The sequence below is a fragment of the Mesorhizobium sp. B3-1-6 genome (assembly GCF_006439555.1).
In the GTDB taxonomy this organism is placed as follows: Bacteria; Pseudomonadota; Alphaproteobacteria; order Rhizobiales; family Rhizobiaceae; genus Mesorhizobium.
Genome location: NZ_VFTM01000006.1, coordinates 1 through 16,334 on the forward strand (window position 1 = coordinate 1; position 16,334 = coordinate 16,334).

The window sequence follows — 16,334 nt, forward strand, 5'->3', positions numbered from 1 at the left end:
CGATAGCCGTTTGAAAGCGGTGTCCCCGTCGCCCTGTTGCGCCTTCGCTTGCGATGCTCGACCATGCCGTGCCGGTCCAGAACCGCATGCACCGTCGAGATCGCGGGCCGGTGCACATCCGGGTACAGCCTGGCCAACCGCTCGCGTATCTTCGGCGCACCCCATGTCGGCTTGTCCTGCTTCAGACGCACAATCAGCTTCTCGATTTGAAACGGAAGCTGATTGGCATGGCGGTAGGGCCGACGCGACCGATCCGTCAGCCCTTCAAGGCCGCTGTCGTTGTAGCGCGTGAGGATCTTGTAGCCGGTCTTGCGCGAGATATCGAACTCACGGCAAAGCACGGCCATCTTCTCGCCGTCCAGCAGCCGGGCGATGAACTTCAGCCGCTCTTCCATGACGTTACACTCCTTCCAGGGCACCTTGCTCTCCTCGCAAAGGGCCGAAAGTGTAACCCATCTATCCGGAATGAACTGTCACCCATCTCTCGGGAAGGGCATTCTCCCCACACTCCCTTGCGCCGAAGCTTCTACGCTTCAGTCTCCGCAAATCACTGAATTTGTATACCTTTTCGGCATGGGAGATGTACTTGGGCGAATTTCATCGCAGTTCGGCAAATTTCGTCCAACGGGGCGAGGTGTTGGTATTTTTGCTGGTATCTGAGACCCTGTTGGTATCGAAGCGCCAAAACAGGAGGTTCCACAATGGCTCTCTCCGACGTGAAATGCCGCAACACCCGGCCCGCGTCCAAGCTCCAGAAGCTATCCGACGGAGGCGGGCTGCAGCTATGGGTCCAGCCATCGGGAACAAGGCTATGGCGCCTTGCCTATCGGTTCGAGGGGAAGCAGAAGCTGCTGTCTCTGGGCAGCTATCCTGTCATTTCTCTCGCGGATGCCCGCCAAGCGCGCGATGAAGCCAAACGCCTCCTCAAGGCTGGTGCCGACCCGGCGCAGCAGCGCAAGTTCCAGAAAGCTAGTTCGCCAAAGGACACCTTTCGCTCAATCGCGGACGAATATGTTGACAAGCTGAAGAAGGAGGGACGTGCTGACAGGACGATCAGCAAAGTCAAATGGCTGCTCGACTTTGCCCATCCGACAATCGGCGACAGGTGCATTCGGGAGATCGATCCGGCCACAATCCTTACCGCTCTCCGTCGCGTGGAGGTTCGCGGTCGATATGAGTCCGCCAGGCGACTACGCTCCACCATCGGGAGTGTGTTTCGATACGCAATCGCGACTGCACGCGCTGAGGCAGATCCGACGTTCGCCCTCAGGGGCGCACTCATCAGTCCTACCGTCACTCCGCGTGCCGCGATTACCGAACCGAAGGCCTTGGGCGGCTTGCTGAGGGCGATCGAAACGTTTGATGGCCAGCCTACAACCCGAGCCGCCCTGAAGCTGATGGCGCTGATGTTTCCCCGTCCCGGTGAGCTGCGCGCGGCCGAATGGGAAGAGTTCGATTTCGAAAGCTCGGTGTGGGCCATCCCTGAAGCACGCATGAAAATGCGACGGCCGCACCGGGTACCCCTTGCAAGGCAGACTGTGAATATCCTGACGCAGCTTAAGGAAATTTCGGGCGCTGGAGCGTTGCGCCTTCCAAGTGTGCTGTCACCCTCCCGTCCGATTTCCGACAACACATTGAATACCGCCTTACGTCGTATGGGCTACAGCAAAGACGAAGCGACGGCCCACGGGTTTCGAGCAACGGCATCAACTCTGCTAAACGAATGCGGTAAGTGGCATCCGGATGCCATAGAGCGGCAACTGGCCACATTGAGAACAACGACGTTCGTCGTGCCTATGCGCGCGCAGAGCACTGGGAAGAGCGCGTCAAGATGATGCAATGGTGGGCCGACTATCTAGATGAACTCAAGGGCAAAGACCCGCGGCTGATCTCAATAGGGGGACGCGGCAAGCCTGCTACCCACACGCCATCACGACGGGCTACTTTGAACCCATCAGCGACGGTTCATCACACGCCGAGACGAACTTCCGACCTCCGAAAATGATAGTGACCGGTCGAAAGAACCTCGAAACTGGGCGACCAATGTGGCAGGCCCGGAGGGTCATCGTTTTCTACAGGAAATCAATATGTTAGCGGATGGTTCGCCAACCCGTTTCCCTCGTATTCTCTCGTATGGTCTGGCGAACCTAAGGATGATGAACAAGACTAACTATTGGCTTCGAGATATCGGTGATGTAACCGCGGGTCTGCCTCCTAGTGAATGACCCAGATCGGGCCGTCTGCTGACAGTCCGGTGTCGGGCAGCATTTTTGCAGAAGCTGCCTTTCCTCCCGCCACCTCTCAGTAGCTATCGCGAGCGCCGTTGCCTCGGCGCGAAAGCAGACACCACGAAAGAAGGTGTGGAGCAACGTGCGCCAAGCACTCCAGCAGACATAGGTCGTCATCTATCCCAAATTCCCGCTTCGAAACGTTCCACGATGGACGCAGCACGACCCGGGATCGACAAAACAAAGGCTTGGGGATAGGCGATCGATATCGTAGGCACTGCTAGAAACTGTGCGCCCTGCACGGCTGGCAGAGACAGGGCGCGGCAAGGAGGGATCCTTCCGGAAGGGCATGCGCCTGTAACGGCCAATTCTCGCGGCAAATGCGGTTTGCGTGTAAAGACGAAAAAAACGGGCATGGCGACCGCCATGCCCGGTTGTTGTTCAGCAGCCTGCGATTTTACTTTTCCGGCTTTCCGTGAAGCGCGGCCTCGAGTCCGATCTCCGGCAGCTCCGGCGAATAGATGTCCGAGAACCAACCCGGATTGCTGATGATGGTCGGGTCGAAGGCATTGCATCCGGTATCGTGCATTTCCTGCCAGGAGCCGGTCTTGCAGAGCTTGATGTGCTCGCTGGTGAAGGTCGGGATCGGGACGATCGTCAGCTTCGGCAATTTCTTCCCTTCGAGGATGTCTACGGCATATTTCAGCGCCAGCGGACCTTCGAAGGGGGGGGAAGCAAGCGAAATGCTCGGATAGCCCATGGGCCGATAAGCGCCCTGCGTGCCTTCTACTTTTTGGTCGGCCGGCAGCATCTGAATGCGGTGGCCGTTCGGCGCTTCACCGGCGCAGGGCTTCTTCTTGGCATCCGGCACGCCGGCTTCGTCCTGCATGGCGGCCGCCGTGTAGCAGCCGACCTGGATCCAAAGGCCATCGATATCGTCCCAGGAATGGACCGCGAGGAACTTTGACAGTTCCGAGCGCAGAACGGATTCGCTCCACATATCGGCGATCGTGCCGACGATCTTGATGTCGGGATGTTTGGAAAAGACGCTCATCGCGCCCTTGATGCGCGCTTGGTCGGAGGACGCGCCCGGCACGCCGTTGACCATCAGCAGGTTGCCCTTGCCGTTCATCTGCTTGACCACCCATTCGGCGCTGATGCGGCCGAATTCCTGGGCATCGGTGGTGATATTGTAGGCGCAAGGAGCCGAGACGAAGGAGTCATAGGCGATGACGGTGACGCCGCGGTCACAGGCATTCTTGATGGCGCCGTTCAGTAGCGTTTCGGAGACGCCGTACATGACTATCGCGTCCGCGCCGGCCTGCGCCATGGCATTGATCTGCTGGCTCTGCTTCTGCGCATCCGGGCCGGCAACCTGGACCTCAAGCGTGATCTTGTCGCGCATCGTCGACGAGGCCGCCAGCGCGCGGATCATGTTTTCCGCTTCCGTCTGCCAGTCGTTGCCCGCATAGCTCAGGCTCAGATAGACCTTGTAAGGCTTGTCTTTGCTAAATGCATCGATCGTGACCCCGCCAAGGACGACGAGGGTCGCCATCAGCACGGTACAAACTCTAAGCAATGTGCCCATAGATGTTCCTCCTCAAGTTTTGTGACCTCACTCCCGACGGCTGCCCAAGCACCCCAGTCCTGTGTCTGCAGCCTTTAATCGATCCAACTTAGGATCTCCGATCTTAAGTAATGTCGACACTTTATCAAACCCGATAGGTTGTCAAGGCCAATTTCGCGGGAAATCGAGACTATTGTGTCGTCACTCCGCAGAGGACCGAAACGACGGCGAACTTTCCGGCCCCGGATACTCGAAAGACCGTCGGCAATCTATTCGCCGGCTGGCGTTCTCAGCACAAAGTGCCGGGAATACCGCTCTTATCGGCTGTCATCGGAAGATTGCGATAGGTGCAGGGTTTTCAACTACGACCCGTCGCTGGCAATCTCGACGACATCCTAAGGTCCCAGCTCCGATGCGGCAACGCGACAATTCCGCGATCGGCCCTCGAAAGCGGCCAAAGGGAAGGTGTCGACATTTATCCCGCGTCCCGCCTATGCCACGCCTTCGAGCGAGGCCACTGCAGCCGCCGCGATCGCCGTGTCCTCGGTCAACGAACCGCCGGAGACGCCCACCGCGCCGTGCAGCACACCGTTGCGGCGGAAGGGGATGCCGCCACCGAAGGTGATGAAGGGATGTCTATGGGCCTGTGCCATGCCAAAAAGCGCAGCGCCCGGCTGTACCAGCGGATCGATATCGCTGGTGGACATGCCGAGCGAGGCGGCGGCGTAGGCCTTGCCCTGCGCAGCCTCTATCGTGCCCAGCGGCGCGCCAGCCGTCCGCGTGAAGGCTACCAGATTGCGGCCGGAATCCATGATGGCGATGCTGAAGGCGCGGCCGATTTCACCGGCCTTTGTGCGGGCGGCCTCGATGGCATTGCGGATGTCGTCATAGTCAATCGCGTGCATGATCCTTCTCCTCGAAGCGGCGTCCGGCATTCGACGCGGCCGAATTGCCGGCCACAGGGGACTAGGCGTCTGTTCTCCGGAAGCGCGTGTCAGGCGTGGCCAGCAGCCGTTCGAGCTGACGCAGCGCCGCCAAGTGATTGGCCCGCACCAGAGCGGTCGCGAGCTGGTCGTCATGCGTCTCATAGGCCTTGATCAGCCGCCGGTGATCGTCGAGCGACTGCTCCATTCGGCCGGGCTGTGACAAACTCCAGCGCCGCAGGCTGATTGTGCGCAGTAGGAGGGATTCGACGATGCGCTTGGCCGTCTGATTGTTCGATGCGCGTGCATTGAGGTCATGGAAGTCGATATTGGCCCAGACATAGGCTTTGATGTCACCGGCGCGACAGGCCTCCTCCATCCTGCCCACCTGATCACGCAATCCGGCGACCTCTTCCTCGGTGGCGCCGGTGGCGACGTCGGCGGAGATCAGCCCCAGTAGCGTGGCCCGCGTGCGGTAGATCTCGTTTATAGTCTGGATGTCGTGGAGAGCCGAGCGCGGACGGCGGCGGGGCGGGATATCGACCAGCCCTTCCTTTTCCAACAGCATCAGCGCTTCGCGGATCGGCGTGCGGCTGGTGTTGTATCGCCGCGCCAGTTCGACGGAGTTGAGGTCGTGGCCAGGAGGGATCATGTCCTCGATGATCTCACCTCCGACATCCACGGCAATCTGGGTGACCAGCGAAGGACCGTCATCGTGCCCGGCGATGATCCGCCGAATGGTGTTGCGCGCATTTGCCAGGGATTCTTCGCTCGTCATCAAGTTGATTGCCCTCCCGAAGACACCGACCGGTACAAATCCATGTCACACTTCCCGGCAGCCGACACATGCTGCATTGCCGTGATGCCCGCGCTACGCCGTCTCATATTGCCGGGTGAAGCGGTTGACTTGTTCCGCAAACCACGTCGGTTCCTGATAGGGAATGAAATGCGCACCGCGTTCCAGAACCATAAGTTCGCTGTTTCGCAGTCGCGCCTTGCACTTTTGCGCCTGATGCACCGGCAGCAGCATATCGCGTCTACCGGCGATCAGCAGCACGGGACAGGCAATGCTCTCGAGATCAGACGCCACACTTGCGCCGACCACGCCGAGCGCTGCGAGCGCATACCCTTCCGCCGGTTGCGTGATGAAGCGTTGCTCGTAGTCGCGTCGCAGCTCGGTTTCCATATATCCAGGAAAGGCATTGGCGATGGCGTCGGGCAGCAATGCCGCCATGCCGCGTCGCCGCACGGCCTCGGCTCGCATCGTGAGGTTTGCGCCGGCAGCCTCGGTGATCTCGCTTGCCGGATTGGAGAGGATCACGCCCCTCACCCGGTTCGGACTACGCCCCGCATAGGCGGCAGCGGCCATTGCGCCCACCGCGCATCCCACGACGATCATCCCCTCGATGCCGAGCGCCTGCCGCACGGCCTCGATATCCGCCGCCGTGCGCTCCAGCGTTACCGGATCGGAGGGAACCGGCGTACCGGCGGCACCGCGCAGGTTACAGCTTACGCTGCGGATTGCCGGGCTGAAATGCTTCCGCGTCCCGTCCCAGAACGTCTGGTCGGCGCCCAGGGGATGGATGAGCAGAACCGGTAGCCCGGTGGTCGGACCTTCGTCGATATGGGGTATGATGCTATTTTTCATGAACTCAGCCGGCCGACCGATGCCCCGCATCGCTTCCGCGACATCAATAGGGCAGATAAAGGGAGACGACGTCGAGGTGGTCGCCGAGCACACCAAAGGCGACAGGATCAAACAGCGTATCGAGCGCGCCGTGGCCTTCGACGATAACGAAGAAATCCGCCGTCCGGTCGCCTTCCACGGATGCGAATACGCGTAGTTGGCGCACATGCGCCCCCTTGGGAAAGTTGCGTTCCGCGCTGGCGATCACCGATTGGGCAAGCGCGCGATCGACCCCGCTGAAGCCCAGGAAAAGAAGCCGCGAGGCAAGCGTCGTCAGCGCATCGCCCGGATAGATCTGGACGGTCGGGTATCGCCCGAACCGCCCGCGATTGATGACACGCCGTGTCCAAGGGGTGACGTTATCACCGGACACGGCAAGATAGGCCGGCGACTGCAGAACGTCGACGTTGCGCATGTCATAAAGCGCCAGGTAGCGGCGGGCAATGTTCGACATCGCGTAGCGGCGGCCGGTCTCGAAGCCGGGAACGGCAAGCCGTTCGGCGATATGATCGGTATCGTACCAGGCGTTGAGCTCCTCCTCGAAGTCGGCGGGAGGATTGGTCGTGACGATCAGCATGCCTTTCTGCGTCATGGCGCGGAATTCCTCCTGCCCATGTCGGGGCATCCGGCCGGCCCCAAGGGAGATGACGTTTCCAAGTTGATACGGCCGACCTCTCTGGACGGAAATCGCCCCTAAAAATGCACATAAAGCGAAAAGTGTCCACACTAATTGAGAAATTCCCTTTTTTTCCAAAAATTCTGGAAGCCGCTTAAAATGTCGCAGGTTAGCCAACAAAAAAGCTCCGATTTTGCCGTTTTCCTTGTCAATACCTTATTTTAAGCGAGGAAACCGGTACAACAATCGCGTCCCACCGACGATTTCGCCATTCCACGCTCCTTCCGACGCGCTTGACACATAAAGGGTTTCTCTGAAAAAAATCTGTCGACACTATGCCGGGTGAGGACTGAGACCAGGCTAGCAATGGGCGGGAGGAACATTATGCCGCAACAGACAATGGCGCTTGAGGCTCTCGACCTGACAAAGAGCTTCGGCGCGACCAAGGCGTTGGCGGGAGCAAGTTTCTCGGTGCGCGCCGGCGGCGCGCACGCGCTGCTCGGCGAGAACGGAGCCGGCAAGTCCACGACGATCAAGTTGCTGAGCGGCCTGATCCAGCCCGATTCAGGCACGATCAAGGTTCATGGCCAGCAAGTTGAATTCCGCAATACGCGCGATGCCCATCGGCACGGGCTGCAGACGGCTTTCCAGGAACTGACGCTCGCGCCCGACCTCACCGTGCTGCAGAACATGATCCTGGCTTACGAGCCGGTAAGGCTCGCAGGGCAGATCGACCGGAAGAAGGCACGGCAGATCGTGGAGGCGCATTTCGAGAAGCTGGCGCTCACCGATATCGACCTCAGGGCAGACCTGCGCGACCTGAGCCTCAACCAGCGCCAGCGCGTGGAGATCGCCCGCGCGCTGTTCCGCAATCCGAAGATCCTCTTCCTCGACGAGGCCACGTCGACTTTGTCCGGCCGCGAGATCGAGTGGCTGAGCCGGATCATCGCAGACCTCAAGGCGGGCGGCGTCACCGTCGTCATGATCACGCACAAGATGCCGGAAGTCCGCGATTATTGCGAACACGTCACCGTGCTGCGCAACGGCCGGGATGTCGGCAGTTTCGAAACCTCCTCTGTCAGTGATGAGGAACTGGTGGAGTTGATCATCGGCCGATCACTGGACGCCACCTTCCCCCCCAAGCCTGTGGCCAAGCCCAGCCTCAAGCCGCTGCTCTCGGTCAAGGGCATGGCTACCGAGCGCCGGCTCTCCGACTGCTCCTTTGACCTCAATCCTGGTGAAATCGTTGGTATTGCCGGCCTGCAAGGCATGGGGCAGGCGGAGTTGTTCATGGGACTCTATGGCGCAACGCCCATTACCAGGGGCGAAATCCGTATCGACGGCGAGCTGACTTATTATGCCTCACCACGCCAGGCCATCAACCAAGGTATTGCCCTGGTGCCCGAGGAACGAAAGACGGAGGGACTTTTCCTCGAACTTTCCGGCCAGGACAATGTAGCCGCATCGTCTCTCGACAGGATGACGCGCTTCGGCTTCATCGACAGCCGCCGGGAAATCCACGACGTGGCGACGGCCATGGACACGGTGCAGGTGGACAAGCGCGCGCTCTATACCCGTGCCGGTGCCTTCAGCGGCGGCAACCAACAGAAGATGGTGCTGGCCAAGGCGTTGCTGATGCAACCGCGCATCCTCTTGCTGTTCGATCCCTGTCGTGGCGTCGACGTGGGCACCAAGCATGAAATCTATCTGTTGATCAAGGCTTTCGCGGAAGGCGGCGGCGCGGCGCTGCTCTATTCGAGCGAGACGCCGGAACTGGTCAATCTCTGCAACCTGGTCGTCGTCCTCTACGGCGGACGGGTCGCCGAAATCCTAGACGATAGCGGCGGAAAAATGACTGAAAAGACGATCATGCGGGCGGCATTGGGCCACGGCTCGCGGAGCACGGCTCAGAGAGCGATCGTTGGAGCCGCCTGATGGTGTCTGTCGTGACGAGCAATTTCACCTACTACACCCGCAAGAACCGCAATGTGCTTCTGGCGGTCATTCTCTACATCGTCGTTTTCCTGCTGGTGAACGGCACGACCTCCGACGCGTTCAGCTATTTCAACCTGAAGACCACGATCGGCGGCGGCGGGACGCTTGCGCTCGCCGCCATGGGGCAAACACTGGTCATCCTGACGGGCGGCTTCGACCTGAGCGCCGGTGCAGTCATTTCGCTCGTCAACGTGATCGTTGGGAATCTGATGACCGATTCGATCAGCAACCAGGCGCTGGTCGGGCTGCTCGGCATCGCCGTTGGCGGAGCGGTCGGGTTGTTCAATGGCCTGTTCATCGCCTATCTGCGCATGCAGCCGATCGTGGTGACGCTGGCCACGCTGTTCATCGTGCAGGGCTTGGCGCTGCTGGTCAGCCCGACGCCGGGCGGCTATGTCGCCGGGCCGTTCATGGACTTCCTCGGAGGCAACGCGATCGAAAACGTGCTTCCCGCGGCCTTCGTCGTCATCGCATGCGCCGTTGTCCTGTGGCTTTTTATCAAGAACAGCCGTTTCGGTACGGCGATCTACGCCATCGGCAGCGACGAGGCCGCTGCACTTGCGGCAGGCATCGGTGTGCGCCGCGTCAAGCTGATGACCTACACGCTTGCCGGCTTCTTCTACGGCATGGCCGGCATATTTCTGAGTGCCCAGAGCGGCGGCAGCGATCCGCTGGTCGGCGATCCGATGCTGCTGCCGATCTTCGCCGCCGTCGTGTTGGGTGGCACCTCTCTCGGCGGCGGCCGCGGCGGGCTCGTGGGCTCGGTGATCGGCGCCTACCTGCTGATGATGTTCATCAACATCCTGCTGATATTCAACCTGCCGGCCTATCTCGCCCCGATCGCCGACGGCCTTGTGCTGATCCTTGCGGTGCTTGTCGGCATGATCGGCGCGCGAGACTCGTTCCTGCACAACATCGCCGACGTCGCACGCCGTTTGCGCGGTGCGCTATGGAGCGGGCGACGGCCACGCGGCAATCCGGTCACGCTGCCTATCCACCGGCGCAAGACCGGCGCCATCCCAAGCATCCGTTGGATCGACCGCAATTGGGAAAACCTGCGGCTGGCCCTGCCGGCCTATATCACATTCGTCGTCGTCGTGCTGGTGACCTGGCTCTATATCGGCAATCTCAGCTACAGCTACCTCCGCTCGCTGCTCATCCTTTCGACATTCCTCGGCATTCTCGCTTTCGGCCAGACGGCCGTGGTCCTCTCCGGGGGGCTGGACCTGTCGATTCCGTGGATGATTCCGCTTGCCGGCGCGCTGTTTGCAAGCATCGCCAGCGATGGCAGTTCTCTGGCATGGATCATTCCGCTGGTGCTGGCCTGCGGCATCGTGACGGGTGCGGTCAACGGCATCGGCGTCGCTGTGCTCGGGCTGCCGCCGATCGTCATGACGCTCGCCTCGAACGGCATCCTGCAGGGGTTGACGCTCTTCTACACGCAAGGCTCCTCGACGGGCATGGCGCCTCCCGCCATGCTGTGGTTGACCAACGGCACCGTGCTTGGGCTCGCGCCGCTTATCTGGCTGATGTTCGTCTTCGTGGCGATCGCGGTCGCGGTGCTGAAATGGACCTATCTTGGCCGCAACATCTATGCGGTGGGCAACAATGCCAATGTCGCCAATCTCTCCGGCATCGACGTCCGCTCGACCCTGATCACGGTCTATGCGATCAGCGGCTTCTGCGCAGCACTGGTCGGCATATTGTTGGTCGGCTTCAATGGTGCTGCCAATCTCGACATGGGCGGCAACTATCTGTTGCCGTCGATCGCCGTGGTCGTCGCCGGCGGCGTGCTGATCACCGGCGGACGCGGCACCTATCTCGGCGTCATAGGTGGCGTGCTGCTGCTGATCGCACTGCAGGTGCTGATAACCGGAACCATGCTTCCGGACGCCGTGCGCAGCATCATCTTCGGTTTCGTCCTGCTTGGCGCGCTGATGGCGCTGCAGCAGAGGCGCACAGTTTAACGAGTGCCGGGCGGCGCGCCGTCGGAAAGGACCGATGGCCATACCCGGCGACAGGGACAGGAGGTAAAGGACGTGCCCACATCGGAATATGATTTCATCGTCGTCGGAGCCGGCTCCGCCGGGGCGGCCATTGCGGGGCGACTCAGCGAAAATCCTGCATGGCGTATCCTTTTGCTCGAGGCCGGCCCGAAGGACAGGAACCCGTGGATCCATATCCCGATCGGCTACGCCAAGACCTTTTATGACGGCCGCTACAATTGGAAATACATGACCGAGCCGGAGCCCCATCTCGGCGGCCGCACCATTTACGAGCCGCGCGGCAAGACGCTGGGCGGCACCAGCGCCATCAACGGCATGGTCTATGTCCGCGGCATCGCCAGCGACTTCAATGTCTGGCGCCAGCTCGGCAATGCCGGTTGGTCCTATGAGGACGTCCTGCCCTATTTCAAGAAGCTGGAATCCAATGAGCGCGGCGACGACCAATTCCACGGCCGCGAAGGACCGGTCAAAATCGGAGAACCCGCCTGGCGCACGGAACTCTGCGACTCCTATATCGAGGCGACGGCGGCCGCCGGCCTCCGGCGGACCGACGATTTCAACGGCGGTGAGCAGGAAGGCGTGGCCTATTACCAAGTGACCGCCAGGAACGGCCGGCGCAGCACCACGGCGCGCAGCTATCTGGTTCCGGCCCGCCACCGCAGCAACCTCCACATCGTCACCGAGGCGATGACCGAGCAGATCGTGCTCGAGGGCAACCGGGCGACCGGCGTAATCTACCACCAGGGCGACCGGTTGGTGACGGTCAAGGCTCGTCGTGAAGTGATCGTCTCCGGCGGTGCGGTCAACTCGCCGCAATTGCTGCAGCTCTCCGGCATCGGCCCGGCCAAACTGCTTCGGGAAAATGGCGTGCCCGTCAAGCTCGACCTGCCGGGCGTGGGTGAGAATCTGCAGGATCACTACGCTGGCCGGTTGATGTATCGCATCAACCGCAGCTGGTCACTGAACGAACGCGTCGCCACCCTGCCGCAGCGGATGCTGCTCGGTGCGGAATATATCCTCACCCGCAAGGGTCCGCTCGCGGTTGGCGCGAGCACAGTGGCAGCCTTCTTCCGCTCTAGCCCCGAACTCTCCGAGCCCGATTGCCAGTTGCAGTTCTTCGCCTTTTCGACCGACGGCTTCGACAAGGGGCTGCATCCCTTCCCGGGCTTCAGCGTCCTCGTCAATCCACACCGACCGGAAAGCCGCGGCTTCATCCGCATCAAGTCGAACAGTCCGCAGGTGCATCCGCTTATCCAGGGCAATTATTTGCAGGCCGAGCCAGACAAGGTGCTGACCGTTGCAGCGATGAAATTCGCGATGAAAATCCACGCCACCGAGCCGATCAAAGGCTTGATCGAGCAGGAGCTCAAGCCCGGTCTGGATGTGAGGACGGACGACGAAATCCTCGCTTATGTCACCGAAAGCGGCGAATCCTGCTACCATCTTTGCGGGACATGCGGCATGGGGCCGAAGGAGGCCATGCTGTCGGTGGTCGACGAAAGGCTGCGCGTCCACGGCATCGATGGTCTGCGCGTTGCCGACGCCTCGATCATGCCGCGGCTGATTTCTGGCAACACCAATGCAACCTCGATCATGATCGGCGAGAAATGTGCCGACATGGTCAAGGCTGACAATTCAGCCATGGCAAGTCACATGGCCTGAGTGCCGACGATTTTGCTCGGGAAGGCGGGCATGGTCGGGGCCCCGCATGGCGGCAATCACGAAGCGCTTGTGGCAGCGAAGGCCGCGAAAGCTGCCGTCGAAGGGGGTTGCGTCGTGCCGTTTCTCTGGTTCGCAAGGGCAAGCCTGCGCGTTGCCTGATCACGCCCAGCGTCCTGTCGTCGAGACCGCGGGACAACGCATCGCCAGGATCAACGCGCTCTACCGCAAACCAGAAGTTCCAGAACTATGCGTGTCGACCCACGTCTCAACATTGGATATCGACTTTTACCATATCAGCGCATTTCTCGCCGATCATGATCGAGGTCACGTTGGTGTTTGCCGAGGTGATTTGCGGCATGATGGATGCATCGGCGACACGCAGGCCTTCCAGTCCGTGCACTTTCAGCCGGTCGTCGACCACGCTGAACTTTGCCGATTCCATGCCCATGCGGCAGCTTCCGCACAGGTGATAGGTGGAATCGCCGTTGGCTCTTGCATAGGCGAGCAACTGCTCGTCGGTCTGGACGGCAGGGCCCGGCTTCATCTCGCTGACGTAGAAGGGCTTCATCGCCTTGGTGCCGAACAGGCGGCGCACGAAGCGCAATCCTGCCACGGTCGTCCTCTGGTCGATCTCTTCCTTGAGGTAGTTGACCAGGATGGAAGGAGCCTTTCGCGGATCTTTCGACGTGATGCGGACATGGCCGCGGCTCTCAGGCAGGTGCTGGTTCACGATCGCCGTAACGCCCGAAAAGGGATGTGGCGCGACGGACAGGTCATCGCCCGAGAACGGAAAGAAATGGACCTGCAGATCCGGTACTTCCAGCTCGGGCCGGCTCTTGGCGAAGACGCCGACCACGCCAGCCGCTACGGTCAAGGCGCCATTGCGGTAGAGCGCATATTGCAGGCCGGCAAGCGCCCGCACACGCCAGTTCCTGACGTGGTCATTGACGGTGAGCGGCTGGCTGACGCGGATCGAGGTCTTGCAGTTGAAGTGGTCGTGCAGGTTCTCACCGACGCCGGGGAGCTCGTGCCTGACCTCTATGCCGTGGTCCGAAAGCAGCTGCCCAGGGCCGATGCCGGAAAGTTGCAGGAGCTGAGGCGAATTGATGGCGCCGCCGCTCACGATGATCTCCCGCCCGGCGCTCGCGCGACGCCTTTCGCCGCCGATACTGTATTCGACGCCCGTCGCACGGCGCCCGTCGAGGATGACGCGCTCGACGAGCGCGTCCGTGACGATGCGCAAATTCGGCCGGCCGCGGGCCGGTTTCAGATAACCGCGCGCCGTAGAGTTGCGTATCCCCCGTTTCTGCGACAGGTTGAAGTAGCCGATCCCTTCCTGCGTAGGGCCGTTGAAGCCGTCATTGCGCGGCAGCCCCAGCTCGCGACCGGCCGCGATAAAGCCCTCGGTCAGGTCGTTGCGCCATTCGGCGTCAGTGACCTCGATCGGCCCGTCGCGACCACGATAGGCATCGTCTCCGCCGGCGTAGGATTCGAGCTTGCGGAAATAGGGCAGCACGTCGTCATAGCTCCAGCCGACATTGCCCATCTGACGCCAATGGTTGAAGTCGGTCCGGACGCCGCGCAGATAGATCATGCCGTTGATCGAGCTGCTGCCGCCGAGCGTCTTGCCGCGCGGCGTGAACATCCTGCGCCCGTCGATATGGGGCTCCGGATCGGTGTTGTACATCCAATTGTATTTGGCGTTGGTGAAGAGCTTGGCAAAGCCGATCGGCACATGCAGCCACACGCTCTTGTTCGGCGGACCGGCTTCGAGGAGCAACACCTTCCAGGCGGGATTTTCACTGAGCCGCGCCGCCACCACGGCGCCGGCCGAACCAGCGCCGACAACGATGATCTCATATGTCTCATCCACTATTGGCGTTCCCCTGGTTTGTTCCTGGCATGTGGAAGGCTTGCCTTCCGGCCTTTGCATAGGCGTCCTCGATCAGCCCCATGATCGGCACCATGTCCGAGAGCGTCGCCAGCGGCTTCTCGCCAGCCCTCGCCCGCTCCAGCACGTCGAAGACGAAGGTCCGGTAGTGCGGTACGTTTGTGGTGATCGATTGCCAGGTCTCCGATTGCCCATCATTGCCCAAGCTCTCGACGGTCTGCGGGCCATGCGCGATCACGTAGTGCGAGGGTGAGCGGAACGCATAATGCATGTCGAAGGAACTGGTCGGGGCGGGATAGAGATAGCCGGTCTCGATGACGCACAGCGCCCCCTTCCGCTCGAGGGTGACGATCGAATAGTCCTCGATCGCCTCGTGCCAGGCCGTGTTCCCCATCGTCGCGCCGAGCACGCGTAGATCGGGTCCGAGCAGGCGGAGGGCGAGATCGAAGAAGTGCACCGCGAGATTGATCGTCGAACCCCCACCCGACAGCGCCGGATCGAGCATCCACGCGCAGCCGGCCGCCCGGTAGCGGGCGGGAAAGCCGGCGATGAAGCGAAACGACATATAGTGGAAGTCCTCCCGCGCCTTCTGACGGAGCAGATGGTCGGTGAAATCGCCGTTTCGAAAAACCAGCGGCACCGCCGCAAAGACGCCCGCGCGATCGGCCTGCTCCGCAATCCTGGCAACGTCGCGCCGGGTGAGACCGCACGGCTTTTCGATAGCAAAGGGGATGCGTTCCGTGATGAGGAATTCCGCTTCGCCGGGCATGTCGATATGACGGCCGAGCGCGAAGACGAAATCCGGCTTCAGCTTGCGGCAAAGTCGCTTGAAATCCGTGTCGCCCTCGCATTTGAACCGAGCCGACAGTGCCCGGACAACCTCCGGATCGGGATCGCTGATACCGACGAGTTCAACATCCGGCACGTCCAGAAACGGCGCCATGTAAAGATCGAGGTGCCAATGCGACACGCCGATGAAAACCACCTTCATGATCGTTCAAGCTCGCATGTCATGATCGAAGAAAATCTCCCACCGTCGTTGCGAATTGCGCCCCGGTCTCGATCTGCAGCATGTGCGGCGCGCCCGGCAGGACGGTCAGTGTTGCGCCGGGTATGGCGGCTGCGAGCGCCGCCGATGCCTCCCTCGACGTCGCCTTGTCGAACTCGCCGGCAACGACCAGCGTCGGGATCCGGAGCGCGCCCAGATGGGGAAAGGCATTGAAGTCCGCTATGGCATGCCAGCCGTCGGACCAGTTCCGCACATCGTTCGTGAGCAATCGCTGCCGCACTCTTTCGACAACAGGATCGTGAAGGAACCCGGCCGTGAACCAGCGATCGAGCGTAGCTGGAACAATGGCGGCCATCCCGTCGCGCTCCGCGGCAAGGCCTCGCTCGCACATCTGGTCCTGCGCTGCCATCGGGATGCCGCCCGGACAGGCGCAGAGCAACAGCCGGGATACCGAGTCCGGATAAGCGAGCGCCAGCGTTTGCGCGACCATCCCGCCGAACGACACGCCGAGCACCGCCGGTCTCTCCAGGCCGAAGCTGCCGATCGTTTCGTGGATATCGGCCGCATAAGTCTGGATCGGCGGGCGGCTGTCGGGCGCGCCCGAACGGCCGTGGCCCCTCAGGTCGAGCCTGAGGATCCGGCAATGGCCCCCGAGCGCACTCGAAACTGGTTCCCAGAATGTGTGATCGAGGCCGATTGGGTGGAGCAGGACCAGCCCGTCCCCTTCACCCTCGGCGATACCGCTCAAGA

At 61.3% G+C, this 16,334-nt stretch carries 12 protein-coding genes and 1 pseudogene; 4 read left to right on the forward strand and 9 right to left on the reverse strand.

Going from position 1 to position 16,334, the window contains the following annotated elements; all coding sequences use genetic code 11:
- The coding region (locus FJ414_RS07500; RefSeq protein ID WP_140643000.1) for a helix-turn-helix domain-containing protein at nucleotides 1-395 on the reverse strand (395 nt) is incomplete at its 3' end.
- 306 nt (nucleotides 396-701) lie between these two features.
- Between FJ414_RS07500 and FJ414_RS07505 the strand changes: the two are divergent.
- Nucleotides 702-2,005, forward strand: a pseudogene (locus FJ414_RS07505) (integrase arm-type DNA-binding domain-containing protein).
- Between the two features lie 680 nt (nucleotides 2,006-2,685).
- Here the strand turns inward: FJ414_RS07505 and FJ414_RS07510 are convergent.
- The 5 genes from FJ414_RS07510 to FJ414_RS31415 all read right to left on the reverse strand — a co-directional run bounded on the left by FJ414_RS07510 (nucleotide 2,686) and on the right by FJ414_RS31415 (nucleotide 6,982).
- The gene (locus FJ414_RS07510; RefSeq protein WP_246672333.1) at nucleotides 2,686-3,783 is read right to left on the reverse strand and encodes a sugar ABC transporter substrate-binding protein; all 1,098 of its coding nucleotides are present in this window, start codon (nucleotides 3,781-3,783) and stop codon (nucleotides 2,686-2,688) included.
- Nucleotides 3,784-4,286: 503 nt separating this feature from the next.
- Nucleotides 4,287-4,700 (reverse strand): heme-binding protein, encoded by a 414-nt coding sequence (locus tag FJ414_RS07515; protein ID WP_181181549.1) that lies wholly within the window; start codon nucleotides 4,698-4,700, stop codon nucleotides 4,287-4,289.
- Between the two features lie 61 nt (nucleotides 4,701-4,761).
- On the reverse strand, nucleotides 4,762-5,496 hold the full coding sequence (locus FJ414_RS07520; RefSeq protein WP_140643006.1) for a GntR family transcriptional regulator: 735 nt from the start codon (nucleotides 5,494-5,496) through the stop codon (nucleotides 4,762-4,764).
- 93 nt (nucleotides 5,497-5,589) lie between these two features.
- Nucleotides 5,590-6,366, reverse strand: a complete 777-nt coding sequence (locus FJ414_RS07525) for an alpha/beta hydrolase (RefSeq protein WP_181181550.1) — start codon at nucleotides 6,364-6,366, stop codon at nucleotides 5,590-5,592.
- Between the two features lie 43 nt (nucleotides 6,367-6,409).
- Nucleotides 6,410-6,982, reverse strand: a complete 573-nt coding sequence (locus tag FJ414_RS31415) for a DUF4286 family protein (RefSeq protein ID WP_181181551.1) — start codon at nucleotides 6,980-6,982, stop codon at nucleotides 6,410-6,412.
- 438 nt (nucleotides 6,983-7,420) lie between these two features.
- On the opposite strand from FJ414_RS31415, the gene FJ414_RS07530 reads away from it, so the two are divergent.
- The 3 genes from FJ414_RS07530 (at nucleotide 7,421) to FJ414_RS07540 (ending at nucleotide 12,684) form a co-directional block, all read left to right on the forward strand.
- A complete protein-coding gene (locus FJ414_RS07530; RefSeq protein WP_281405794.1) occupies nucleotides 7,421-8,956 on the forward strand; it encodes a sugar ABC transporter ATP-binding protein in 1,536 nt (511 codons plus the stop codon).
- Complete coding sequence (locus FJ414_RS07535; RefSeq protein ID WP_140643013.1) at nucleotides 8,956-10,983, forward strand: ABC transporter permease; 2,028 nt, start codon at nucleotides 8,956-8,958, stop codon at nucleotides 10,981-10,983. The genes FJ414_RS07530 and FJ414_RS07535 overlap by 1 nt, the downstream gene beginning before the upstream one ends.
- A gap of 72 nt (nucleotides 10,984-11,055) precedes the next feature.
- Nucleotides 11,056-12,684, forward strand: coding sequence for a GMC family oxidoreductase N-terminal domain-containing protein (locus tag FJ414_RS07540; protein WP_140643015.1), 1,629 nt, complete (start codon nucleotides 11,056-11,058; stop codon nucleotides 12,682-12,684).
- Nucleotides 12,685-12,949: 265 nt separating this feature from the next.
- On the opposite strand, the gene FJ414_RS07545 is transcribed toward FJ414_RS07540, so the two are convergent.
- From FJ414_RS07545 to FJ414_RS07555, 3 genes are read right to left on the reverse strand one after another with little or no spacing between them, the layout of a single operon-like run.
- Nucleotides 12,950-14,557 carry a choline dehydrogenase gene (locus FJ414_RS07545; RefSeq protein ID WP_246672321.1) on the reverse strand — a complete coding sequence of 536 codons (1,608 nt, stop codon included), beginning with the start codon at nucleotides 14,555-14,557 and terminating at the stop codon, nucleotides 12,950-12,952.
- Nucleotides 14,550-15,566: a Gfo/Idh/MocA family oxidoreductase gene (locus FJ414_RS07550; protein ID WP_140643019.1), complete on the reverse strand. Its 1,017-nt coding sequence runs from the start codon at nucleotides 15,564-15,566 to the stop codon at nucleotides 14,550-14,552. The genes FJ414_RS07545 and FJ414_RS07550 overlap by 8 nt, the downstream gene beginning before the upstream one ends.
- 19 nt (nucleotides 15,567-15,585) lie before the next feature.
- Entirely contained in the window at nucleotides 15,586-16,332 is a 747-nt protein-coding gene (locus FJ414_RS07555) for an alpha/beta fold hydrolase (protein ID WP_181181552.1), read from the reverse strand.
- Nucleotides 16,333-16,334: the final 2 nt, after the last annotated feature.